Origin of the sequence: Bartonella sp. MR100HLJHH, from assembly GCF_042194215.1 — a bacterium.
GTDB lineage: Bacteria > Pseudomonadota > Alphaproteobacteria > Rhizobiales > Rhizobiaceae > Bartonella > Bartonella grahamii.
Genome location: NZ_JBHIMR010000003.1, coordinates 142,160 through 164,369 on the forward strand (window position 1 = coordinate 142,160; position 22,210 = coordinate 164,369).

29 protein-coding genes and 3 pseudogenes are annotated in these 22,210 nt (G+C 39.6%); 17 read left to right on the forward strand and 15 right to left on the reverse strand.

All coding sequences use genetic code 11. The features are described 5' to 3' along the window. From ACFIJ7_RS03085 to ACFIJ7_RS03140, 12 genes are all read right to left on the reverse strand, one after another. Complete coding sequence (locus ACFIJ7_RS03085; RefSeq protein WP_015857131.1) at positions 1-249, reverse strand: hypothetical protein; 249 nt, start codon at positions 247-249, stop codon at positions 1-3. Positions 250-324: 75 nt separating this feature from the next. Next, entirely contained in the window at positions 325-711 is a 387-nt protein-coding gene (locus ACFIJ7_RS03090; RefSeq protein WP_375644574.1) for a hypothetical protein, read from the reverse strand. Further along, the gene (locus ACFIJ7_RS03095; protein WP_375644575.1) at positions 708-1,253 is read right to left on the reverse strand and encodes a hypothetical protein; all 546 of its coding nucleotides are present in this window, start codon (positions 1,251-1,253) and stop codon (positions 708-710) included. Before ACFIJ7_RS03095 ends, ACFIJ7_RS03090 begins: the two co-directional genes overlap by 4 nt. Before the next feature lie 131 nt (positions 1,254-1,384). Next, entirely contained in the window at positions 1,385-1,873 is a 489-nt protein-coding gene (locus ACFIJ7_RS03100) for a DUF488 family protein (protein ID WP_015856313.1), read from the reverse strand. Positions 1,874-1,940: 67 nt separating this feature from the next. Further along, positions 1,941-2,564: a lambda exonuclease family protein gene (locus ACFIJ7_RS03105; RefSeq protein ID WP_375644576.1), complete on the reverse strand. Its 624-nt coding sequence runs from the start codon at positions 2,562-2,564 to the stop codon at positions 1,941-1,943. A 1-nt stretch (position 2,565) separates the two neighbouring features. Continuing rightward, positions 2,566-3,375: an ERF family protein gene (locus ACFIJ7_RS03110; RefSeq protein ID WP_375644577.1), complete on the reverse strand. Its 810-nt coding sequence runs from the start codon at positions 3,373-3,375 to the stop codon at positions 2,566-2,568. A 75-nt stretch (positions 3,376-3,450) separates the two neighbouring features. Further along, the gene (locus ACFIJ7_RS03115; protein ID WP_330168699.1) at positions 3,451-4,020 is read right to left on the reverse strand and encodes a hypothetical protein; all 570 of its coding nucleotides are present in this window, start codon (positions 4,018-4,020) and stop codon (positions 3,451-3,453) included. A 14-nt stretch (positions 4,021-4,034) separates the two neighbouring features. Further along, positions 4,035-4,352 carry a hypothetical protein gene (locus ACFIJ7_RS03120; RefSeq protein WP_156850804.1) on the reverse strand — a complete coding sequence of 106 codons (318 nt, stop codon included), beginning with the start codon at positions 4,350-4,352 and terminating at the stop codon, positions 4,035-4,037. A gap of 12 nt (positions 4,353-4,364) precedes the next feature. Continuing rightward, a complete protein-coding gene (locus ACFIJ7_RS03125) occupies positions 4,365-5,093 on the reverse strand; it encodes a Rha family transcriptional regulator (RefSeq protein WP_375644611.1) in 729 nt (242 codons plus the stop codon). A gap of 14 nt (positions 5,094-5,107) precedes the next feature. Beyond that, entirely contained in the window at positions 5,108-5,470 is a 363-nt protein-coding gene (locus tag ACFIJ7_RS03130; RefSeq protein ID WP_375644578.1) for an antA/AntB antirepressor family protein, read from the reverse strand. A gap of 66 nt (positions 5,471-5,536) precedes the next feature. Beyond that, positions 5,537-5,911, reverse strand: coding sequence for a hypothetical protein (locus ACFIJ7_RS03135; RefSeq protein ID WP_375644579.1), 375 nt, complete (start codon positions 5,909-5,911; stop codon positions 5,537-5,539). Between the two features lie 157 nt (positions 5,912-6,068). Next, the gene (locus tag ACFIJ7_RS03140; protein ID WP_004865405.1) at positions 6,069-6,686 is read right to left on the reverse strand and encodes an XRE family transcriptional regulator; all 618 of its coding nucleotides are present in this window, start codon (positions 6,684-6,686) and stop codon (positions 6,069-6,071) included. Positions 6,687-6,795: 109 nt separating this feature from the next. Between ACFIJ7_RS03140 and ACFIJ7_RS03145 the strand changes: the two genes are divergently transcribed. From ACFIJ7_RS03145 to ACFIJ7_RS03160, 4 genes and pseudogenes are all read left to right on the forward strand, one after another. After that, positions 6,796-7,047: a helix-turn-helix transcriptional regulator gene (locus ACFIJ7_RS03145; protein ID WP_375644580.1), complete on the forward strand. Its 252-nt coding sequence runs from the start codon at positions 6,796-6,798 to the stop codon at positions 7,045-7,047. 124 nt (positions 7,048-7,171) lie between these two features. Next, positions 7,172-8,219, forward strand: a pseudogene (locus tag ACFIJ7_RS03150) (YdaU family protein). Further along, positions 8,161-8,679 carry a hypothetical protein gene (locus ACFIJ7_RS03155; RefSeq protein WP_375644581.1) on the forward strand — a complete coding sequence of 173 codons (519 nt, stop codon included), beginning with the start codon at positions 8,161-8,163 and terminating at the stop codon, positions 8,677-8,679. Before ACFIJ7_RS03150 ends, ACFIJ7_RS03155 begins: the two are co-directional and overlap by 59 nt. Before the next feature lie 155 nt (positions 8,680-8,834). Continuing rightward, positions 8,835-9,163, forward strand: a pseudogene (locus ACFIJ7_RS03160) (hypothetical protein). A 49-nt stretch (positions 9,164-9,212) separates the two neighbouring features. Here ACFIJ7_RS03160 and ACFIJ7_RS03165 read toward each other — a convergent pair. Continuing rightward, positions 9,213-9,506, reverse strand: a complete 294-nt coding sequence (locus ACFIJ7_RS03165; RefSeq protein WP_375644582.1) for a HigA family addiction module antitoxin — start codon at positions 9,504-9,506, stop codon at positions 9,213-9,215. A 16-nt stretch (positions 9,507-9,522) separates the two neighbouring features. Further along, positions 9,523-9,804, reverse strand: a complete 282-nt coding sequence (locus ACFIJ7_RS03170) for a type II toxin-antitoxin system RelE/ParE family toxin (protein WP_252619286.1) — start codon at positions 9,802-9,804, stop codon at positions 9,523-9,525. A gap of 189 nt (positions 9,805-9,993) precedes the next feature. On the opposite strand from ACFIJ7_RS03170, the pseudogene ssb reads away from it, so the two are divergent. From ssb to ACFIJ7_RS03190, 4 genes and pseudogenes are all read left to right on the forward strand, one after another. Further along, positions 9,994-10,436: pseudogene (gene ssb / locus ACFIJ7_RS03175) on the forward strand (single-stranded DNA-binding protein). 53 nt (positions 10,437-10,489) lie between these two features. Then, complete coding sequence (locus ACFIJ7_RS03180; RefSeq protein ID WP_375644583.1) at positions 10,490-10,984, forward strand: hypothetical protein; 495 nt, start codon at positions 10,490-10,492, stop codon at positions 10,982-10,984. Positions 10,985-11,053: 69 nt separating this feature from the next. After that, positions 11,054-11,311, forward strand: a complete 258-nt coding sequence (locus tag ACFIJ7_RS03185) for an AbrB/MazE/SpoVT family DNA-binding domain-containing protein (protein WP_375644584.1) — start codon at positions 11,054-11,056, stop codon at positions 11,309-11,311. Between the two features lie 25 nt (positions 11,312-11,336). Further along, positions 11,337-11,564, forward strand: coding sequence for a DUF6290 family protein (locus ACFIJ7_RS03190; protein ID WP_375644585.1), 228 nt, complete (start codon positions 11,337-11,339; stop codon positions 11,562-11,564). A 263-nt stretch (positions 11,565-11,827) separates the two neighbouring features. Here the strand turns inward: ACFIJ7_RS03190 and ACFIJ7_RS03195 are convergent, their stop codons facing one another. Beyond that, a complete protein-coding gene (locus ACFIJ7_RS03195) occupies positions 11,828-12,961 on the reverse strand; it encodes a hypothetical protein (RefSeq protein WP_375644586.1) in 1,134 nt (377 codons plus the stop codon). Between the two features lie 306 nt (positions 12,962-13,267). On the opposite strand from ACFIJ7_RS03195, the gene ACFIJ7_RS03200 reads away from it, so the two are divergent. The 9 genes from ACFIJ7_RS03200 to ACFIJ7_RS03240 all read left to right on the forward strand — a co-directional run bounded on the left by ACFIJ7_RS03200 (position 13,268) and on the right by ACFIJ7_RS03240 (position 22,209). After that, positions 13,268-13,582 carry a hypothetical protein gene (locus ACFIJ7_RS03200; RefSeq protein WP_375644587.1) on the forward strand — a complete coding sequence of 105 codons (315 nt, stop codon included), beginning with the start codon at positions 13,268-13,270 and terminating at the stop codon, positions 13,580-13,582. Beyond that, positions 13,563-14,888 carry a PBSX family phage terminase large subunit gene (locus ACFIJ7_RS03205; RefSeq protein ID WP_375644588.1) on the forward strand — a complete coding sequence of 442 codons (1,326 nt, stop codon included), beginning with the start codon at positions 13,563-13,565 and terminating at the stop codon, positions 14,886-14,888. Before ACFIJ7_RS03200 ends, ACFIJ7_RS03205 begins: the two co-directional genes overlap by 20 nt. Further along, positions 14,873-16,927 carry a portal protein gene (locus tag ACFIJ7_RS03210; protein ID WP_375644589.1) on the forward strand — a complete coding sequence of 685 codons (2,055 nt, stop codon included), beginning with the start codon at positions 14,873-14,875 and terminating at the stop codon, positions 16,925-16,927. Before ACFIJ7_RS03205 ends, ACFIJ7_RS03210 begins: the two co-directional genes overlap by 16 nt. Positions 16,928-16,938: 11 nt before the next feature. Beyond that, a complete protein-coding gene (locus tag ACFIJ7_RS03215) occupies positions 16,939-17,850 on the forward strand; it encodes a hypothetical protein (protein WP_375644590.1) in 912 nt (303 codons plus the stop codon). Between the two features lie 97 nt (positions 17,851-17,947). After that, positions 17,948-19,090 (forward strand): N4-gp56 family major capsid protein, encoded by a 1,143-nt coding sequence (locus ACFIJ7_RS03220; protein WP_375644591.1) that lies wholly within the window; start codon positions 17,948-17,950, stop codon positions 19,088-19,090. Positions 19,091-19,109: 19 nt separating this feature from the next. Further along, entirely contained in the window at positions 19,110-19,568 is a 459-nt protein-coding gene (locus tag ACFIJ7_RS03225) for a hypothetical protein (protein ID WP_375644592.1), read from the forward strand. A 72-nt stretch (positions 19,569-19,640) separates the two neighbouring features. Then, complete coding sequence (locus tag ACFIJ7_RS03230) at positions 19,641-20,327, forward strand: hypothetical protein (RefSeq protein ID WP_375644593.1); 687 nt, start codon at positions 19,641-19,643, stop codon at positions 20,325-20,327. Next, on the forward strand, positions 20,327-21,784 hold the full coding sequence (locus tag ACFIJ7_RS03235) for a hypothetical protein (RefSeq protein ID WP_375644594.1): 1,458 nt from the start codon (positions 20,327-20,329) through the stop codon (positions 21,782-21,784). Before ACFIJ7_RS03230 ends, ACFIJ7_RS03235 begins: the two co-directional genes overlap by 1 nt. A gap of 41 nt (positions 21,785-21,825) precedes the next feature. Further along, positions 21,826-22,209, forward strand: a complete 384-nt coding sequence (locus ACFIJ7_RS03240) for a hypothetical protein (RefSeq protein WP_375644612.1) — start codon at positions 21,826-21,828, stop codon at positions 22,207-22,209. Position 22,210: the final 1 nt, after the last annotated feature.

Here is a 22,210-nt window from a genome sequence, read left to right on the forward strand (position 1 = left end):
CTAAAACTTTATACCGTCGACAGAGGGGCAGCTTTTGCTGGTCTCGTAGTCTTCTTGTTCATTTTCAAGCGGTGGAAAATCATCAATGCTATAAGTATTATCTGTCGTTGTTGGTGTTATGGTTTTATTGATATGAATTAATAATTCCCCTGTAGGTTTGATTTCTATGAGTTCACATCCTTGTTTTTTAGCTTCTCTTAAAGCACGAGCAATAGCTGGTTGCGTGATAGTGGGTGGGCGGTGTGGCATGTTTATTCCCCTTCATTTTAGATGTAATTCACCCGTGGCGTGAATCACGCTGGTGTTAAAAGTTTGTTTGTGTTGCTAGAAAGGAACGTCGTCCCCTGTTAAGTTTTCTGTCTTTTCCTTGTAAACAATTTTGTAATCGGCATAAATTTGTGCGTCCCCAAAAATATCCCCCCCATATACTTTTGCGTTATCATAAACTTGTGCATTGCCATAAACGCGTGCAAAATAAGCAACTTTCGCGTTACCAAACACTTTAGCGCTGTCGTAAACTTCGGCACCACAATAAACCATAGCTTCATTACTAACCCAACAGTCGGCTTCATGACTTAGGTTGTCCTCATCCTCTATAAAGCCCCCAAGGTTACCTTTCTTGACGCCACCAAAATCTCTTAATGCTCTAATTCGGTGAAGCGTAAATCCATCAACATTAATTGTTTCATCAGTAAGTTCGTATTTTCTCATCGGGTCTTTTCTCCAGTTGAGATTCTTCTATCGTCATCAATCCAGTCGTCCCAACATACACATGCTTCACCGTAAATTTTTGCATGACCGTAAACATGCGCATCACCGTAAACATGCGCATTGCCGTAAACACGCGCCCTATCGTAAATGTATGGCTCTTCGTAAACTTGTGCATTGCCATAAACTTCTGCATTATCAAAAACGTGCGGTTCACCGCAAATATATGCATCACCGTAAACTTCTGCATGACCGTAAATGCATGGTTCATCGAAAACTTCTGCTTTGCCATAAATACGAGAATTGCCGTAAACATGTGCATAACCGTAAACTTGTGCATTTTCGTAAACCTTAGCATCATCATAAACCTTGGCATAATCCCCAATCCAGCAATTACCATGATGCGATAGGTTGTCTTCTTTCTCGATATAGCCGCCAAGATCACCTTTCTTGACGTCCCCCAAATCTCTCAATGCACGAATGCGGCGGAGCGTTTTGCTCCCAATTTCGATTGTTTCATCTGTCAGTTCATATTTATTTTTCATGGTTTATTTCCTTGATTTGCGTACAATCCACCCGTGGCGTGAATCACGCATGTGTTGAAAGTGTTAGAAAAGGGTGGGGGTGCTGGGAGGAGAGAGCACCCCCATATGTAAAAAGTTTGTAAGTTTATTTTTTAGATGTGTTCAATTTCATATTTCCAATCAGGCAATTGAGTGAGAGCTAATGCGAGTTGTCCTCTGTGACACATGCATACATTGGCTTCAAAACAGGTGATTGCAACGCGCTTTTTGTTTAAAAAAATTTGATATAATTTGTTTATTGCACAAGAATTATTCTTGAGAGTTGTATTTTGATAATCTTCAAAAAGGCGGTCATAATCTTTTTGTGTTTTCAAATTTCTTCGTTTTTCAGAAGTAATTCCAAGTTCAGGCATATGCATATATTCAATATCAATGTTGCTTACAGCTTGCTCTAATTGTCTTTTCGAAAATCCCTGTTTTCTACTTATTGGATTTTTACGAACATCACATAAAGTTTTGATATTGTTTTCTATGAGACAACTAAGATAATTCTCAAGGGACCTACCTTCATAGCCAATGGTAAAAAAACAAAATTCCTCATCTTTAGCAGGCTGTATGATAATATGTTTGGTGTTACACACGTTTAATTTCCTTAGTAAATGGGTGGGGGTGCTTAGGCAAGGAGAAGCAGAGAGCGCCCCCATAGGTTTAAGCAGCTTTTGCCAAAATCTTTTGCATCTCTTGTTCTATTTCCCCTAAAAAGATTTCGACCGCTTTATTGATCTCTTCAATGTGTTTCTCATCACGGTTGACGCGTTTGATTTTCATTCTCAAACCAGTAGATTTGCCTACAAAATTTGGATTATAGCTCATGAAATGACACCATTTGCGTCCTGTGCACGCCATTTGGAATTGCATCTGTGCGATATATTCAGGCTTGATTTCGTCATATATAAAGAAGCGCAAATGCGTGGTTGATTGTGGGCATTTGACCTCAACTAAGCCGTCCTCTCCAATGAACCCATCAGGACTTGCACCCGCCATTTTCATTTTTGGGTGTGGGATAAACCCGCATCTTGTGACTTCTGCGTCATAAATGAATTCATATTCTCTCAAGGCATTCTCTTCATGTTCAATGCCCCATTGCATAGCCGCTGTTGTATAAGATTGGCTTATTTCACCTATTAAGCGTTCTGTCATGAGTTTGATTTTGTAGTCTTCATATTTGCTTGTAGGCAAACCTTTTGCTGTCTTACTGAGTACGTTGTAAACGTTTGAAGCAGTGACTTTTCCTAGCCTTGCTTGAAACCATTCTGCTGTTCTTTGCTCCATCTCACACCGCCGTTTGTTGTTGAGTTGGTGCATATTCAATATCTTGTATAGGTGCATCTAATTGCTCTTGTTGTGCTTTATTCATTTGCTTTCGTTGCTTTTTTTTCAAAGAAAACAAAGCGATTTGTGCTTGTTTATAAGACATATCTGTTAGATTTTTTACTCCTATGAAAGAGAGAAGCCTACTTTCTTCAGATTGTGTTTTTTTAATTAATTCTTTGATTTCATTCATCTGTTCAGGAGAGATACCTGCAAGAAGCGTGTTGCCATCTGTATCGTCTTCTTTTCTTGCAACATTAAGAAGCATGCCTAAGAGATATCTACGTGCGTAGGTGAGAGTAGAACCAACCGCTTGTATGTTATTTTTGCCTCCTGTAGCGTCAAAAGGAAATGTTCCTTCTGTTGATATTTCATTGCCTGATATATGCTTTAAAGTCATTTCTACAGTTATGTCATTTGAACTCTGGTCTTTGATACGAGAGAACAAGGCAAAGTGATATTTTGCAAGAGTTTCTTTGATTGAATCAATATATTTATCAAGCGTGGTATAGAGGCTTTTAGTATGTGTATTAATGGCGTTTTGTTCGATATCTTTGTATTCCATTTGCATAGCAGAAAGATCACGGACAAAGTTTTGACGCTCTTGTCGTTTTATCTCTTGTTCTCGCAATTCAAGAAGACGCTTGAGACGATCCAGATCAACATCATTTTCTAAAGCTCTTTCTAAAATAAGCTCCATAGCTGTAGGTTCGATTTCACAATTGTTCGTTGTTTCCACTAATTCCGTTTGTGTGGTACTTAGTTCACTCATCTTGATTTCCTCCTATTTGAGCGCAATCCACCCGTGGCGTGAATCACGCTTGTGTTAAAATCTTTGTTTTTGTTGCTAGAAACGGCTTATGTAGCTTATATCGCTTGCTGAATAGTCACTTTCGTAGATGATTGAATTGCGTCCACGAATTTCAAGATTACCAGAAATATTTACATTATCGAAAATATATACTCCATCTAGAATTTTCATATTTCCGGAAATGTGTGCTTTATCACTTATATAAGCATCTCCATAGACACGGGCATTGCCATAAACATGGCCCAAAACTCGAGCCTCACCATAAATTTGTGCATTGCCGTAAATTTGCGCATCATATTCAACATATGCTTCACCGCAAACTTTTGCATTTTCATAAACACGCGCCCTGCCTGTAATTTTTGCGCGTTCAAATACTTGTGCATTGCCGAAAATCTTAGCGTCACCATAAACCATAGCTTTATGCCAAACCCAACAATCGCCTTCATGCGATAGGTTGTCTTCTTTTTGTATATAGCCGCCTAAGTAACCTTTTTTAATATTTCTAAAATCTCTTAATGCACGTATGCGATAAAGTTTTTTACTTTTATCGGCTCTTGCATCATAAAATTCTTTTATTTCATCAGTCAGTTCGTATTTCTTTTCCATGGTTTATTGCCCCCCTACCTTAAGATAGCATCACTTCCATAAAATGCTGTTTTGCCAGCTACTATGGCATTACCACCAACTTTTGCGTTATTATAAACTTCGGCATCATCATAAACCTTAGCATTTTCATAAACTTTGGCATTTTCATAAACCCATGCCTCACCACCAACCCAGCAATTGTCATCATGGCTAAGATTTCTTTCACTCTCTACCCAGCCACCAAGATCACCTTTTTTAACATCTCCAAAGTCTTTTAATGCACGGATACGGTAAAGCGTTATTCTATCAACTTTAATTGTCTCATCAGTCAATTCGTATTTCTTTTTTATCATAATAACCTCCTCTTAATGCATGGTTTGTCTTTTAAGCTCTTGAGACAGCACACCAATTCCTTTTGCTGTGATTTTTGCGCAAGGAATTACTTTTTCTATTCCACTTGCGGTTTGAAGTGTGATGGTTGGACAATCCATAAGTTTCTTTTGGATTTTGTCTTGGTAAGGAAGCAAATTTCCACCTGCTACTCGTCTGTAAACCCAACCTTTTTTCTGTAAGAAGAGAATGAACTGTTTTGGTTGCATCTCGAGTATTTTAGCGGCTTCTGTAAGACCAAAGAGTCCATTATGACGCTGTAAGCTTTCAAGAGCCATTGCCTTTGGTGTTAAATCTTCAATGATGGTGTCTTTTTGATCTATTTGACCTTGTAGGTAATTCAAAAAGCCAATCATAGCCTTTGGACTTGAGTAGTCGATTTGTGGTGTTACTGCTTGCTTTTCCAATTCTTGCCAACGGTCTATAATCCTAGCACGTAATGTCATGCTGTAACCGGAAACTAAGATAAGGCATTCACGCTTAGGGAGGTTGTAACAGTTTTGGGGTTTACCCTGTTTATCTAAATAGGTGGATCCAAATTTGGATTGACCCCCTTCAGGATATAATTCTCCTAACATTTGCCGAATATCACGCATAATATGCGCATGTTGCTTACCGCATAACTCTGCAATTTCACGACTAGACATCGTTTGAACTGTTGTGTTTTGAAAATTGTTTTCAGGTATTGTAATAAAGTTTCGCATCATCACCCCCTTAATTAAGAAAAACATAAGTTTTGGTATAATATTCTGCCATAGTTTCTATGGCGCTCTGCTTTAGCGATTTTCTTTGCTGCGTGAATTTTTAAGTAATGATTATCAGTTTTATCTGTTTCTATTTCAGATTTTGGACAAATCTTCTGTCTGTTCCATTCTTGTTTTGTAAAAACAAAATCCACGCCTTCTTTTAGATCAAGCTTTTCAACACAATCGTTAAACCAAGTGGAAAAATCTTGTTTCAAATGTAAGTGCCTATGCATTACATGGGCATTAACCATTTGGACACAACCAATTTTGTTGTCTACCTCGTTTTCAGGTATGAGATATCCTTCACTATGAATATGAGTATCATGTGTGGTCATAAGTTTACTCTAATCAATTATTGATGGGAAAAGGGGAGGCGCTTTTAAAAGCGCCCTTTAGAATTTTTAAAGCACATCACATGCACGCAAACGGTGTTGTTGTTCGTAAGTACCGTAAATCTCATCATTATATTTTTCTTTTGCTAAATCAGATAAAAGATCGTGGTAAGCATCACTTTCACGTACAAAGTAATGAACCTTACTATCCTCATGGAGATGTTCGATATTTGCTTCTACATATGCGTCTGCAATCTCTTCAGAGATATCTTCACAATTATTCTCAGAAGGATTTATACGAAAGATTTGGATTGCATCATCTACCTCATCAACAATGCTTAGAATTTGGCTTGCATCAAGTGGTCCAGACTCTGCAATGTGTTGATCTTTATCGTAGGCAACTAATAAAATTTCATTGGAATTTATAAGAATTGGCTTATCCATAATTTTTCCTCCCTAACGCCTCTTGGCGATTGTTTATTTGCGGTTTGTATAATTATTTATATAACTATAATTATAAAATAGCAAGCAAAAAATTATAAAAAGTTATATTTTTTATAAAAAATATTATAATATCTTGCTAAATAAGAGGGGGGGATAATTAGCGATAAGTCCGAATCATCTTGCTGTAAGAACTTATTGGCAAAATAGCAAATATCTCTCCAACCCACACAATTTTAACATTCTTAATGGGTAAGGCATTCCAAGAAAGCAGATCTATTTCACCATTCATACCCCTGCTAATCTGCTTTATATATCTTTTATTATCATGTGTTAAAATAACGGCTTCTTTGCCAAAAAAGGATTCTATTGTTTTAATTTGGCGCCGTCTTACGATAACCATATCTCCATCTTTATAAGCTGGAAGCATAGAGTCTCCTTTAACTTCAAAAGCAACCATATCATCAGGTAAAGCAAAAGGAATTTCTACTTGTTCAAGACCATCTTCAGGGATTTGTTCAAAGCTTGGATCTATCTGTGTTCCTGCTCCAATATACCCCATAAGAGGAACAAAAGTTGTTAAGTGATTATCCCCTTTTAGTTCTTTGTATAATTCTAAAATGGCATCTCGATTAGAGCCGCGTGGATCAGAATCTTTTAACCACTTAGACACTGAAGCTTGTGTTACGTTTAACCGTTTGGCTACATCTTCTTGCGTTAAGTTAAACTCGGTCAAAATCTTTTTTAATGTGCTTATGATATTAGATTTATTACTCATACTTCTGCTTACCTTATTTTTTTATCGTTGATAAAGATAAATTTCCTTGACTTTATATAACTATAATTATATGAATAAAATAAGACAAAGCTGTAATTGGAGCTTGTAAATGGATCAACGAGAAGATTTTAAGAATTTGGCTAAGTCAATACGGGGCAAATTTAATTGGACACAATCAGAAATGGCGAAAATGCTTGGTGTAACTCAAGCAGCTGTTTGCAAGTGGGAAAAAAGAGGATCTATCTCCGTAATAAATTATCTAAAGCTGCAACAACTGAAAGGATGTTCTGGCTCTAGTTCTGCTTTTATTGCTGCTCCTACAGATAATGATGAACATCAACAGCACCATTCACATTCTTAAACAGGCAAAAATAAAGAGACAAAATTAATAGATTACGCGTCACCATGCGCACGCATAAATACGCAACAGCCTTAAGGGGGGATTATGATCACTAATTTATATTTAAAGAAAGAAGGGGATGCGCATGTCTAATGGTATGCCATGGATAAGATTCCATTTGTATGACTGGATAAGTGGTACAAATGGAATGACATCTGAACAACGGGGGGGGTTATATAACCCTTCTCGTTTACATGTATGAAAAAAAAGAACCACTTAAAACAGATTTTCAAACGCTTGCACGTGCTTGCAATTGTTCGCAGAAAAAATTTGAAGCTATTGTCGAATATCTCATGATAAATAATAAACTTGTTGAGACAGATAATGGATTGTGGAATACGCGCGTTGAAGAAGAGCTGAACGATTTTGCTGATAAAAAAGAGCATATATCGCAAGTTCGTAGTGAGGCTGGTAAAAAAGGTGCGCAAGCAAAAAATAATACAAAACAACATGTTAATAATTTTGCTGAAGCAAATGCTAAGCAAAATCAAGCTATAAAGAACCAGAATAAGAATATATATAAAAAAAATAAAACTGACGTTTTATTAAAAAAAGAAATTGGTTCTGAAAGTTTAGAAACAAACGAACAGGTTGACGAGCCAACAGAGGTTGCTGTTGAGACCACATCAGAGCAAATCGCAACGGGTGTAGACAACCAACCTCCCATTCACGAGCAAGAAAACGTTCCCAAAAAAGCAAAACGAGCGAAAGCTAATCGCGGTTGTCGATTGCCTACGGATTTTGAACCCGATTACGATTTTGCAATCGAAGAGGGCTTGCCTCCAGAGCGCGTGAAAGTCGAAATTGAAAAATTTCGAGATTATTGGCGTTCAAAAGCCGGAGCAAATGCAACCAAAATAGATTGGCAAGCAACATGGCGTAACTGGGTGCGAAAGGCGGTTGATGATTTAGAAAAAACAAAAAACACGAACAACAATGGTGGAAACAATGGAAATTACACTCAAAAGCAAAAAAGCATTGGGGAACGTATCGCAGACAGTCTCCTTGATATCGGAAATCGAGGGTACTTTGAAGCACATTCATGCGATGATACCCCCGAGAGGTCCATTTATTTTGAAGGAAGGCAGCCAATTAACGAAACAGCAGGAATCGATTGCTTTAGAGGCTGGTGATCAATTGCAAGAGCTCTTCGCAGTGAAAGCAGGTAAAGAGGATATAGCAAAAGCTATTCGCATGCTGTCGTGTGGTTTGAAAATAGCACAACAATCAGACCATGAGGGAATGGCGTTGACCTATGGAATGGTTTTGGAAAATGTCTCTGCATGGTCACTGATGACAGTGGTCAAACGGATTTTATGTGATGAAATAAATTGTTTATCCGATACGTTTTTTCCGAGCACGCGTGAACTTGTCAGGTTGTGTCGTGATTTGGAAAACGATCTTTTGAGAAAAGCCAATTTTGTACGCAATGCTGTTTTGAGATTCCGTGAAAAGGAGTTGAAAGAACAAGCAGCGAAAGAGCATTCAACGCCTATAACGCTTGTTCACAAGCAAGAGCTTGAAGGGACTTTAAATGGCATTGGTGGGATAATGAAACGCTTTGGTCCACAGCAAAGTAGTGAAAAGTGCTGATCATTTTACGGTTAGGTATGTGTTTAAATCGACAAAAAGGTACCACACAAAGCGATTTAAAGATTTTACGATGAAAACATATCCGCAATATAAAACGCTCTGTACGGTCAAATTTTAGGTAAATAGACCAATTGGTAAAATTATGGACTAAAAACATGAGAATATTAAAAAACCTGTTCTTAAAAAAGCGTAAACAACCCATGCAAAAAGAGTTTGTTGCAACAGCTGTTGGTTATGTTCCTTGGGGGGGGACGGAGCAGAGGAGTATTTTTATAACCTCTACGAATATGAAGACGGCACAAGAGAGTGTGAAAAGTTTGATGGCGGACAGTATTATACCACACCAGAAAATGCGGATTTTAGTACCAAAGCGCAAGTAAAAGCTTGGGTTTACGGTAGTGCTATTCCGAAAAGCGTTCTCAATTACGAACCTCTTATAGACGAGATCAATAAAGGCGTAAAAAAACTATCAGAAGTTGCTTAATTTTAAAGAACATGACCTCTAGGTGTGAAGAAAGATGGACTAAGTATTTCTAAAGATGCTCTACTTGCTCTAGAGGTGAAATATGTGGGATTGGGCTGTTATGCCGAGCTTGCCACAAATCATGCTTTTGTTGCAATTTAAGCCAGAATTCCGCATCATTTAAACCCGCTTTTTCTAACCGTAAAGCTAAATTAATACTAATCGCCGCATGGCAGTTTAAGACGCGGGATAAAGTTAAACGTGCAACACCAAGACGATTTGCAGCTTCTGTTACTGTTAACCCTAATTCATCAAGCAATTCTTCTTTCAAAATGCCGCCAGGGTGTGGAGGATTGTACATCATAATAACACCTCAAAACTCAATGGTAATCTTGATAATCAACCAGTTCAACGTCTGTCCCAATGAAACGAAAGGTAACACGCCAATTTCCATTGACACGCATTGACCAGTAACCTTTTAAATCGCCCGTAAGCGCATGTAGACGATACGATTTAAGAGTAACTTGTTCAGGCGCGGATATTGTATCTAAAATTACTAAAATGTTTGCTAATTTTTTAGCATGCGCGGGTTGTATGCCTTTGCAGACTCCTCTTTCAAAGAATAATTTCAACCCTTTATGCTTAAAACTAACGATTGCCATATATACCCTCTTGATACTTGATACTATACACCATGCATTTATGTCAATTGATTATTTATCAAAGAGCGCTTTAAGACATAATTTTATATGTTAAAAAACAATAATATCCTTTTGAAATAATTGAAAAAATATGCAAATCATGCTAGGATTTTGTATGTATTAAAATACAAATTTAAGGTAAGAAAAAACATGCTAAATAAAGTGATGTTAATCGGGCGTTTAGGTGCTGATCCCGAAAGCAAAACAATGAATTCTGGAGCAGAAATAGTCAATTTTAGTATAGCGACTTCTGAGAGCTATACAGATAAAAAAACAATCAAAAAGTAGAGAAAACAGAATGGCACTCCGTGGTGATTTTTAATCCACATTTAGCAAAAATAGCGCTTCAGTATCTCAACAAAGGTTCAAAGGTTTACGTAGAAGGCAAATTACAGACACGCAAATGGCAAGATAAAAATGGGCATGACCGTTACACAACAGAGATTATTTTACCACAATTCAAAGGCGAGTTGTATTTGCTTGATGCAAAGAAAGAGCAATCTGCCCCTTCATCTATTACTTCTCAAAATTATGCTATCGCTTCAGGTGCTGCTGATCATAGTGCATTTCTTAATGACAGCATACCATTTTGATTGATAAAATATAACAAAGAGAAGTATGTGGGCTCCCACAGATTAGGGGATGTATGAAGAAGAAAGATGCTTACATTTCACAAGTGAAAGTACGTCAAGATCCTGTTAATCAATTGGCAATTGAAATGCGTGCTAAACGCTTTGGTTTGACTATTGAAGAGGCTAAAAATCCGCTTGCTGGTACTTATGTTGGGCGGCTGTGTTTGCAAGGCGTGCTTACTCAAGACCAGTATGATGCTGCGCAAAAATATCTTGAAGTGAAAAATGACTATTTGTGTGCAAAAGGTTTACCAAGCGCTGTTTATGATGAAATACCATCATCTTCTGATGACAAAGCAAGAGAAAAATGGGTCGAATTTGCAACAGGACAGTTTTCTAATATGCAAGAGGCGATAAAAGAAACACAACATCTCTATAGACAGTATAATCTTTATGCAGCAATACAATATCTTGTTGTAGAAGACCAAATGTTACCACATCTTGTGAATTCATTGCGGGTTGCTCTTAACGCGCTTCATAAATATTTTGACAAAAAAACTAAATGGTAAATGTTTTATTGTTCTTTTTCTATACAATATGGAAAGTTATTGAAGGATAAATTCTGGAGAGAGCATTTTATGTATATAACAAAATTACGTAAAGTTGGAGGGTCAGTTATGCTCTCTATCCCGTCTGCATTACTTGATGTTCTTCATATTTCTGAAAATACGCAAGTGGGTTTGGTTGTTGAGAATGGATGCTTAATTGTAAAGCCACGGGTATCGCCAAATGATACTCTTGAAGAATTGTTAGCACAATGTAACCCCTCAGATGATTTTGCGGATGATGATATGGAGTGGTTTTATGCCAAGCCTGTTGGCAGAGAGCTCTTGTAATGAAGAGCGGGAAGAGGATTGTGTTATGACGATATCTATTCGATTGCCAAGTGATCTCGAAACACGTTTGAATAATTTAGCTGCTAAGACAGGACGTACAAAGTCTTTTTATTTACGTGAGATTATTGAACATGGAATAGAGGAAGCAGAGGATTATTATTTAGCTTCACAAGTAAGAGAGCGCGTTCGAAGGGGAGAGGGTACTTTTTATAGCTCTGAAGAGGTGAGGAAAGAGCTTGGCTTGAACGATTAGATATGAGAAACTAAGAAAAAATTTGCATAAATGTTTTTTAGAAAAATTTACAACTGCTTAGATATCATAACAGATACTGTATCAAGTGTCCGTAAGATCTGTCGAAATTAAAATATTTATTTTTAAAAGTCGCCTCTCGCATTTCAATATTAAACTGTCTGCTTTCTTCGTTGGAAGCCTCTTTCAATGTTTTCATTTTTTCAGCACTAAAGATTATATTTAGCTTCTCTTGTCCTATAAGTGTATTCCAATAGCTTAACCTATCATAGCATTGATTTAATTCTTTCTATTGCTCCTAGTTGATAAGCTCTCTCAAATGTTGGAATATCTTCAGAATTTTGTAGATTATCTTTTTCTTTATACTCATTTAGTCGCCATTTTACCTCGTCGGCAGAGCAATCCTCATCTAAAGCAATATATCCTTCTGTAACAGTTTCAAGAAGACGCTTATAATGAATAAAAATTTCTCTTGCTATTCTATAGTCATCCGAAATGTCATACAACAATGTCAGTAAATATTTTTTTATCCCTACTAGGCATTCATACTTAGGAGGCAAATGCCATGATTTCAGTATTTCTTCTATCTCTTCGTATTCTGTATTTTTAGACATTTCATCCCAGTAGATGTCAAGCGATTTATCATTTTTATAAAACCCATGTAACGCTTGTTTTTCGTACTCGGCTATGATCATATCATCAACCACATATAACCACCAATGCAACAAAAACATTGTAGGTTTATGACATGTTTTTTCTGTAAGGGGATCTACGATTTTTTCAACAACTATCCCGTTTTTTTTCATGAGTCGCATTGTTTTTAGATAGCTTTTCTTAAAAGCTATGTGTTTCTTGAATACATTGATTTTTTCGCAATGCTCAGCAGAAGGTTCTGTTTCCAAAGCTTTCTTATAGAGAAACGGTATTTCTTTATATCCTTGAGTACAGATATCTTTTATGATGGGATGGTGATGTTCATAATCTTCACCTATCATTATGGGATCTTTTATTCTTAGTATATCCTTTTCCCACTGTCTAATTTCTTTATTCCATTGCTTAATCCATTTTTGCGATATTTTTTGAGCCTTCTTTAAAAGACTTCTATCCCATTTCGTAATTTGTTCTTTGTATATTTCTATTTCTCGATCTTTCTGTTCCTGAAGTAACTCGAATTGTTCTTCATAGTCATTTATTCTCAAATAGCTCCTAAAAGACAGTAAAGTTGCTATTATTAGTAATATGTTCACTGAGAATTCAAAATATAAAAACACATCGATTATTATGATTAATAAAATCGTATTTTCGAATCCTACATTCCACCCTTTCTCTCCTACCTTCGAAATGTGGTAGATCATATTTGCTGCTATTAATATTCCTCCTATGACTATGATTATTTCCATTATTCCCCCCACTTTTTGCTAATCAATAACTTTGTGCTTCCATATAATTGATTCGTTTAGAAGATACAATTGTGAGTGGTTGGTTGTTAAAGACACTAGATTTAGGTAAAAAAATAAAAAATACACAATATAGTGATTTTTTTGTTGACAGGATATGAAAAATAGTGTTTTATGGCGTTGCTGTACTAGTCGAATTGCGTCTAGAATTACGGTAAAGGTATAACCTTTCTTATAAGTTTATCTGATTGTTCAGAGCCCTGCTTTTGCGGGGTTTTTTTATTGTCTTGTTTACAAAAAGAAACACACATGAAAACCACTGAAAAACTTGCAAAAAGAACGCCCCCAAAGGCAGGTCAAGGGCGGGTAAAAGGCGTGCCAAATAAAACGACACGTATTTTGAAAGAAGCAGTGCTTAAGGCAGCAGAGCGCGCTGGTAAGAAATATGGTGATGATGGTTTGATCTCTTATCTCGAAAAACAGGCAATCAAATGCCCCGCTGCTTATCTGTCATTGTTGGGGAAGATTTTGCCTCTTCAAGTGACAGGGGAAGATGGGGGAGCCATTAAGATGATAACGCGTGTAGAAATCGCGCCTTTGGTCAATGACAACACGACAGATTAATATTGTTCCAAAGCTTATACCGATTTTTACAGGTAAGGCTTTGGTGCGAGCGGCTTGGGGTGGACGAGGGTCTGGAAAGACAAGATCATTTGCCTTGATGGCTGCTTTAAAAGGCTATCAATTTGGTAGGGAAGGGATATCAGGAACTATACTTTGTGCACGGCAGTTTCAAAACTCGCTAGCAGAAAGTTCATTAGAGGAGATTAAACGCGCCATTGAAGCGCATGACTTTTTAAAGGACTATTACAAGGTTGGGGAGTCTTCGATTAAATCGATAGATGGTCGTATAGCCTTTCAGTTTTCTGGACTTGACCGGAATATTGCAAGTATCAAATCCATGGGGCGTATTTTGCTTTGTTGGGTTGATGAGGCAGAGCCAGTTACAGAGACAGCTTGGCAAACGCTTATACCGACTTTGCGAGAAGAGGGAGAGGGATGGCGGGCAGAGTTATGGGTGACATGGAATCCATTGCGAGAGAATGCCCCCGTTGAGAAGCGGTTTCGCTTTTCAGACAATGAGGCAATCAAGCGTGTGGAGATCAACTGGTCAGACAATCCGAAGTTTCCCAAGATCTTGAATGAAGCACGACTTGATGATCTGAGAAACCGCCCCGAAACCTATAAGCATATCTGGGAAGGGGATTATCTGAAAGCGGTTCAAGGCGCTTATTATCAAAAGGAAATGTTGGCAGCCGAGCAGGAGGGGCGGATAGGGCGCGTTGCTCGTGACCCCTTGATACAAATACGTGCTTTTTGGGACATTGGGGGAACGGGAGCCAAGGCAGATGCCACAGCGATATGGATAGCGCAATTTGTTGGTAGAGAGATCAGAGTGCTTAATTATTATGAAGCACAGGGACAGCCGTTATCAGAGCATATAGGCTGGTTGCGTCAAAATGGCTATGAGAAAGCATTGATGGTTTTGCCCCATGATGGTGCGACCAGAGATCGTGTGCACAATGTGAGTTTTGAGAGCGCTTTAAATGATGCGGGTTTTGAAACGCAAGTGATCCCTAATCAAGGGGCAGGCGCTGTGAAAATGCGTATAGAGGCGGTGCGGCGTATTTTGCCGTCTGTTTGGTTCAATGAAGAGATGACGGTAGCAGGGCGCAAAGCACTGAATTGGTATCACGAGAAATGGGATGAGAAGCGCGGCATTGGTTTGGGTGCAGAGCATGATTGGTCGAGCCATGGGGCGGATGCTTTTGGACTGATGTGCATTGTCTATGAAGCGCCCCGTGTCAAACCCAAGCAAGAGCGTTATCGCACTATGGAAAGAGAAGCGGCATCATGGATGGCATTCTAGATCAAGACTTTCAAAAAACGACAATCCTCGATGAATATGAAATCTATAAGCGTTTAAAGTCTTGGTACGCAGAAGATATTGAACATGTTAATGAATGGCGTGAACAGGCGCGTGAAGATTTTGATTTTTATAATGGTCGTCAATGGGCAGAGGAAGATCTTGCAGTTTTAAAAGAGCAACGCCGCCCTGTCATGACTTTTAACCGCATTGCACCCCTTGTGAATGCTATTGTTGGGGCGGAGCGTAATAATAAGCGCGAAGTACAGTTTCAACCACGGCAAATGGGAGCAGCAATACCCAATGAATTGCTTACTGGAGCAGCAGAATGGTTTCGTGATGAGGCAGAGGCGGAATATGCCGATTCCGATGCTTTTCAGGATATGGTTATTTGCGGTATGGGCTGGACAGATACGCGGCTTGATTATGATACAGATCCCGAAGGGATACCTGCTGTTCAACGTTTAGATCCCTTAAAAATGGTTTGGGATGCCAATGCTGTAAGACCAAATCTCATTGACGCACAGCGTATGTGGTATGTTGATCGCAAATCCGTTGAGGATGCTAAAAGTCTTTTTCCTGATGTTGCTGTTGAAGATCTTAACGCCGATTGGGCTATCGATAGTACAACCGCTTCTGAGGATTCTCATGTGTCGCTTGATGCGTATCATGATGACTCCAATGCGTCTTCTCTCTCAGAGCCGTGTTCTGGGAAACGCTATGTTACGCTGGTTGAATGCCGTTGGTTTGAATATGAGACCACTTACAAGGCGCCTGATCTTCAAACAGGTCAGATGCGCAACTATAGCAAACAGGAGTTTGAACAGCTTCAAAGGGTAATGCCACAACTACAAGGGGTGTGTTTTAATAAAAAAGTGGTGAGACGCGCTTTTCTGGGACGACGCCTTTTAGCAAAGCCCGATAAGCCATTAGCACCTGATGAGCAGCTAGGTTGGGAATGTATCACGGGCACGCTGGATAAGCTTAAAAACCAGTTTTACGGGATTGTTCGCCCCGCAAAAGACCCACAAAAATGGTCGAATAAATATTTTAGCCAAGTGATGTATATCCTTAATAGTCAGTCTAAGGGCGGCTTGATGGCAGAACGAGACGCTTTCGATGATGATCGCCAAGCGTTAGAAAGCTGGGCGCGAACAGATACGATTACTTGGGTTAAAAATGGCGCGCTTACAGGAGGGAAAATTCAACCAAAGCCAAGTGCACAATTTCCCAATGGATTTTTCCAGCTGTTTAATGAATCGCGTGAAGCGATAACGCATGTAACAGGGTTATCGGCCGAGTTTATTGGAACACGGGAGGTCAACCAAGCCAATGTGCTGGAAAATACACGCCGGCAATCAACGCTTAATTTGCTTGCGGGGCTGTTTGATAATCTCAAGCTTTATCGGTGTAGGCAGGGAAAGATTATCCTTTATCTCATTCAGAATTATCTCTCTGATGGGCGTCTGGTACGTATTTCTGGACAAGAGAATGCCCAATATGTGCCGTTGACGCGTGAAGCTGTTACGACGCTTGAGTATGACATTATTGTTGATGATTCACCGACAAGCCCCAATGAAAAAGAGAAAACTTTTGCGGCAATTACGCAGATGTTGCCGTTGCTTGGTGGTTTCTTAACACCGGAGATGATTCCAGATCTTTTAAAGCTTTCCCCACTACCGGCAACACTTGTGGCAAGTTTAACCGCAAAGGCGCAGCAAGCACAACAAGAACAACAGCAACAGCAAATGATGCAACAAAGTCAAGGGGCGCAATTAACTCCAGAGCAACAAGCAAAGATTGCTGTTTTACAGCAAGAAGCACAAGCAAAGAGCACACTCTATCAACTTGATGCGCAGCAGAAACAAGCGGCATTGCAGCAGAAAAATATCGAACTTTTCTTGAAACAAGAACAAGCGCGGATGCAGCTTGAATTGCAACAGGCAAAAAATGAGATAGCGCAGCGTGATTTAGAACGCAAAGCTTTACAGGCACAGTTGGAACACTATCGAGTTTTGACAAAAAATATAATAGCACATTGAAGGGACAGAATATGGAAGAAGAGTTTACGCCTGAAGAACAAGCAATCTATGATGAACATTTTGCCAGTGATAATGCCGTTGAGTTGGTCGAGCCTGAACAAGTTGAGGAAGTTTTTGATACAGAGGAAAGTTCTGAACAACCAGCTGTAGAACCACTTCAAGAGCAGCCAAATTCTGATGTAATAGAATCTGATAAATTAGAGCAAGAGCGGCAAGCACGCCAAAAGGCAGAACAAAGCGCCATTGAAGCGCGTGAATTGGCTATTGAACTTGCGCAAAAATATGCCGCAATGCAGGAAGAAATCACGCGCCGCCGTGAGGAAAATATTCCCTCCCTAGAAGACACCCCAAAAGCACATTTTGCATGGCTTAGTCATAAGGTACAGGAACAACAGAAATTGCTTGATGAGTTTTCTCATATGAAAGAGAGCCAAGAGCGCATGAGACAAGAGGAATATGAACGCCAAAAGTTGGGGGATTATTTCGAGGAAGCCAAAGCGCAAGTACAAGATAAATATCCAGATTTAGACAGTATCACAGACTATCTCTATGAAAGAGCAGACAGTGTCTTACAAGCGCAAGCAAGCCTTTATCCGCAATGGAAAGACCCAGAGGCACGGCAACAACAAATTGGTGCTGAATTGCGCCAAATATGCCAGCAGTGTCAGAAAGCCGGTATAAATCCAATTGAGGTGCTGGTGCAAAAAGCGAAAGCTTTTGGCTATAGTGGAGCGCCAGTTAAGGACGAAGTGGGAGCCCTTCAAGAGCGCTCTCAAGCAGCGCGGACGCTTACAGCGCGCGGCGGACAAGTTCCAACCGGCGGTATGGATGTGAGAACGCTCTTTTCCATGCCAGAAGCCGAATTTGCTGTATGGGTTGAGAAAAATCCCGAAAAATTTGAACAAATTATGAGCAGAGCGTGAGATGTGCGTGGTGACGCGACAGAGAGAACCAAGTGATTGTTATCGTTTGGGGGAGCTGCAAGGCGAGTTTTAAAAACCAAGAAAGGCATTGATTGAAATGGCAGTAACACAGGTAAATCTTAATGACCCATTAGCCGTTGGCGTTTGGGCTAAGATGCTAAACACAGAAACTTCAAAAGCGTTGCCCATTGCACCGCTGATGGGAAAAGGCAAAAACAGCATTATTCAAGTATTGGATATGCTAGGAAAATCCGCTGGTGACTCTGTGACGAGCGGATTACGCGTCCAACTTATGGGGGATGGCGTTAGCGAGGGACAAACGCTGGAAGGCAATGAAGAAGCACTCCAATTTATGAATGAAACGGTGCGTATTAACGAGCTTTCTCATGCTGTACGCGTAAAATATGAGGGCACCATTGATCAACAACGTGTTTTATTTAATTTACGAACAGAAGCAAAGGATGGGCTTGTTGATTGGTATGCAGACCGTTTAAGTTTGATGTTCTTCATTCAGGCAGCAGGTTATACAGCACCGTGGATTCATTTCGAAGGACGCACCATAAACCTTAAACCGGTACATTATGGTTTTAATGCTCCATTAGAGCCAAGTAAACTGCGTGTTATTCGTGCCAATAAGAAAAAGACTGATGAAGAACTTACAAAAGACGATGTTTTTACATTAGATCTTATAGATCGGGCTGTTGAACGCGCTAAACTTGCTAATCCACGTTTGCGCCCTGTTCGTGTTGATGGAAAATCGGCATATGTGATGTATCTCCACCCAACACAGGTGACCCAATTGCGTACCAATACAAAGAGTGGTCAATGGTTAGACATTACTAAGGCAGCTTATGATGGCTCTGGAGCTAAGAACCCAATTTTTGAGGGCTCTCTGGGGATGTATAATGGAGTTATCTTACGTGAAGCTGAACATGTCCCCAATGGTATCAATTCAAAGACACAAGAGCCTGTAACATCTGTTCGCCGTGCTGTGTTGCTTGGTGCGCAAAGTGTTATCATGGCTTATGGGCGCGTTGGCAATGGAGCAACAGGAGGCGATGGGAAAGGGGGAACACGCTATAAACTTGTTGAAGAACTGTTTGATTATCAACGTGAATTTGGGGTTGCAGCTAAAACCATTATCGGCATGAAAAAATCACGCTACACCTTGCCTCATTCTGATCAAGGGGGACAGGATTTTGGTACCATTGTCATCCCTTCTTTTGCTGAAGCAAGCTAATTATTAAAGGATGACAATTATGGCAGAAAAATCGCTAATTACACAGGAACCTGTTGAAACCGTTGAGACCGTTGAGACTGTTGAAACCGTTGGCATGATAGATGAGGGATTGCCACCTGTTTTGCAGGGACGTAACAACTCTACGCAGCAGGTTAGTTATTTACGAGCGCGTATTAAATGTACAGACCAAGGGTTGATAACGAAAATTGGCGTTCTACCCCGAGGGGCTTTTATCAAAAGCATTACAGCTTATACCATGGAGGATTTTGAAGATGTAAAAGCTACATTTGGAAAAGAGCCTCATGGTAATAATTATGGAGATGTAGGGCTTACGCAATCTACCAATGGCAATGTGTACATACCCATGGAGGAACGAGATGTTCCATTAGAAGCTGAAAATACGATTTACATGACACGAGACAAGCAAAGCACCAAAGGTGATGCTGAGGTGATTGTTGAGTTTTACACCAATCGTTAAAGGCAAGGGGGCGTTTATTGCTTGCGTCCCCCTCCCATACAAGATGCCCCAAGACATTTGGAAGAGGGTGATATGACAATAATAGTACAGACAGGTGGTCCGATTGGAGAAAAAGAGACCATTGTTCCTTGGGATAAAAATTTTATCCAGATGTTAAACGATATTCAGGATGAAATAGATGAGTATGTTGATCAAGTGCAAAGGGCGATATTTTCGGCTATTCGCTTTTGTGAACGATTGCCTTTTTATTTCAATGAAAGCCGTGAAATTGTTTTCACCACTCTAAAGGGCAAAAGCCGTTATGGCGCAGAGGCACATTCCTCTATAACAGGGGCTGTTCGAATTGTTGATGCTTATATTTATGAGGATAATCATAGCAAATCAAAGCTTTTGCATGGGGACGCGCTCTTCATTGAGAGCCTTGAGGATGACTCTCACCATGGCATGCCTACGCGCTATGCCTATTTTGAACAAAAGTTTGTCTTGTATCCAACACCAGACCGAGTTTATTCCATAAGGCTTATTCTTGATCCTGTGAGAATAAAAGACATTGAGAGCGCACAAGAAGCGTCCATATGGTTTTGTGAAGCCTATGAATTGATCAAAACCCGCGCAAAATATGAAATTTATACCAATATTATTAAAGAACCACAGATGGCAGCAGCAGCTTTTGCCATGTTCCAAGAACAGTTAGATGCATTGAGAATTGAGACTTCGCGGCGCAAAAATCTGTTCAAAATTCAACACACGGACTTCTGATGACGTTTATCCCTATTGCTGAATATAGACCAGACACCGCATTTATTAATAGCGGTTATTCTCATGAGATAGTGAATGTTTTGCCTGCACCAAATTCGTATATTCCGTTTCCCATGGTTGCGCCGGTCTCAGATCCTTTTCCGGATGTGATTTTGGGGGTCTATGCTGTGCGCTCATTGGGTGGTGTGCGCATCATTGTGGGTGCCCCAACAAAGCTTTATGAATATGACAACAGTACGCGCGGCTGGAAAGACATTAGCAAGCCTCACACACAATATCACGCCAATGAGACTGCGCTTTGGTCTTTTGCCTCTTTTGGTGATCATATCATTGCTGTTAATAACAATGACCCACCACAAATGCTTTCGTTAAAAACGGATGAAAGGTTTTGTGATTTGAGCGGTAATCCCCCGCGTGCTGGACTTGTGCGTGTGTGGGGTGATTTTGTTTGCTTGATGCAACTAACAGATAAGCCAAACCGTGTTCAGTGGTCAGGTCTCAATGATGCAACACATTGGACAGTTGGGGAGAAAAGTTGCGATTATCAAGATTTTCCTGATGGAGAATATGTTCAAGGGTCTACGGAATCAACAAATCCACTTATTTTTATGCGTTCCGCCATTTATCACGCAACCTTTGTACCAGGCTCTAAAATTATCTTCAGTTTTGCAAAAATAAAAGACAAAATAGGGGCGAAAAGCAGTACAGCAATTGCAAGCCGTGGAGACTGTACTTTCTTTGCATCTGATGATGGTTTTTATCAAATCAACAGTGCTGGTGAAATGCTTCCTATTGGCTTTGGAAAAGTCGATAAAACTATCTTCACACTTTACAATAACTTTGCCATTGATGAGATGAGGGCATGTATTGATCCGGTCTATTCTCGTGTTTATTTTTCTATCAATGATAACACTGAAGGGATGCATATTTATGTTTATGATTGGCTCTTGCAAATATGGAGTGTCATTAAGGGGCAAAACCTTCTCTTATTTCCCCTTTTTGCAGCCGGTTATACATTAGAAGGCTTAGACAAAGTACAAGAGAGCTTGAAAGATTTACCAGCTTCTCTTGATAGTAAAATGTGGCAAAATGGTGCGCCTGTTTTAGGAGCCTTTACGCCAGACAACACATTTGGTTTTTTTGCAGGTCCTCCGATGGAAGCAGTTATTGCTTCACAAATTGTGGGGGATACGGGCAGGCAAATCAACCTGATGAGTGAGGCTTTTGTTCAAGCGGATACAACAAAAGGTTTTTTAAGTGTTGGGGCGGCATTTATCATTGATAACAAGAACCAATTAAATTGGGCTAAAGAGCGTTATGCCGGCTATAATATTGGGATGTATAATATCCGCTCACGGGCGCGTTATCACGCCTTGCGTCTGAGAATACCAGAAGGCACCCCATGGACACATATAACAGGCTTTGATGTAACGCTCAAACCCGCGGGCATAAGATGAATTTTAAGATCTATAATACAGAAAAATGGAGCGCTGAACAAATGGCGCCCTATTTTGAGAATGTCATAAAATCGATAGCTTACTTTAATCAAAAATTCCCTGATGATTATAATACAGAGACCATTTTAAACGATATTTTGAAGGGAGAAAAAGTTCTTTGGATTATCGTTGATGCGCATGAAAACTTTATGGCGCATGTCACAACACAGTTACAGGAACTCGTCACTGGAGCATTAAGGGCGGTTATTGTCACGCTTGGTGGAAAGGGAGGAGCGCCCTTAACAAAGCTTATCACTCAGATTGAAGCCTATTACAAGAAAAAAGGGGTAAAAGAGCTTGTCATCATAGGCAGGCGAGGGTGGGAAAAATCTCTTAAATCGCATGGATATCTCGTTAATCTTTTAGAATATAGAAAGCAGCTTTAAT